At 35.9% G+C, this 1,375-nt stretch carries 1 protein-coding gene and 1 pseudogene; one reads left to right on the forward strand and one right to left on the reverse strand.

The window, feature by feature from the left end; genetic code table 11:
* The first annotated feature begins 89 nt into the window (after positions 1-89).
* A complete protein-coding gene (locus tag KIV40_RS32595) occupies positions 90-554 on the forward strand; it encodes a hypothetical protein (RefSeq protein WP_285353507.1) in 465 nt (154 codons plus the stop codon).
* Positions 555-725: 171 nt separating this feature from the next.
* On the opposite strand, the pseudogene KIV40_RS32600 reads toward KIV40_RS32595, so the two are convergent.
* Positions 726-1,375, reverse strand: a pseudogene (locus KIV40_RS32600) (phosphomannomutase); the annotation flags it as partial.

Raw genomic sequence — 1,375 nt, forward strand, 5'->3', positions numbered from 1 at the left:
TATTGGAGCTAACGCAGTAATAACAAAAAATGTTAGTAACGATATGGTGGTTTCTGGTTACAATAAAATAATTGGTAGAGTTCAGGATTATGCTTAGCTCATTGACAAGGAAGTTAGATAAGAAAATAAGGAAGTATCAGAAGCGTAAGAATAAATTTTGGTTTAGATTTTACAAAAGTTCAAGAGCTGGATTAACGGAATGTAATAGCAGCCTTAATATTGTTCAATTTACTAAGATTAAAGGTGAAGGAAAGATAGTCATAAAGGATAATGTTACTTATGGCTATACTCTTTCTCCAGGTTTGACTACATCTGAAATATATATTGAATCGAGGAGAGTAGGTTCATCTATTATAATTGGTGAAAATGTTCATATTAATAATAATAGTACGATTATTGCAGATAAATCTTCCATACACATCGGAAAAGACTCTTTAATAGGTCCTGGATTTAATTGTTTAGGTAGTAACTTTCATCCGATTGACCCTAACAATAGACATACTCTAGATTATGACTGTAAGCCTATACATATAGGCGACAACGTTTTTATATGAGCAAATGACAGTGTTATTGGTGCAGGGTGTACTATTTCCGGAGAGATACCAAAAAATAGCATAGTAAAACCAGTTCAAGGAAGCGTTATTCCCATGAGAACTTCATAGTGTATTCTACCCAGTAAAGCCTGGCCATGAACCAGGCTTATTTATCACTATAAACTGATTATCTTAGATATTGCCAGATGGTCTTAAATGAATAATATCTTGATTAGTTAACGTTAATCTAAGCCCGTCTGTTAAATCAATTCTTTCGGTTTGTAAACCATCCATGCCCAATAGAACAAGTAAATTATCTGGGTTGCTGTGTCCAAGATTTATTAGTTCTAAACTTTTGCTTGTTGCAAAGTTTTGAATACGATCGCTATGAGTAAATCGTTTTGGTAGTTGGGCAATTAAATCAGTAATACTTAGCTGCGATGATTGTGACAATGAGAGCAACATTAAAGCCGGAAGGATTGCATCGCGAGTGGGCAATGCTGCTAATTTCTTCCCATTGACTTCGATGTCGCTGCCAAGCAAATATCCACCATTTGCTTCAAATCCCACGACAGACTGATAGCTTTTACTCAGCTCAGCAAACTCTGCAATAACATAAGGCGAGCCTATTTTTGTTGTAATGACTTTCTTAAATTGGTCGGAGGTTTTTATTATTGAGTTACAGCTGATAGGTAGAGCTATCGCCTCAGCTTTTAATGCAAAAGAACACAATAAGCCCAATATATCACCTCTTAACCACTCTCCATTTTCATCAGCGACAAGCAGCCTATCACCGTCACCATCCGTGGAAAAGATGAAATCCAAATCGTGCTCTTTGGACC

It is taken from the genome of Vibrio sp. D173a (assembly GCF_030248475.1).

What these genes read in the sequence shown, in the direction of transcription:
- KIV40_RS32595 (WP_285353507.1), top strand. Translation starts at nt 90, where the DNA reads ATGCTTAGCTCATTGACAAGGAAGTTAGATAAGAAAATAAGGAAGTAT.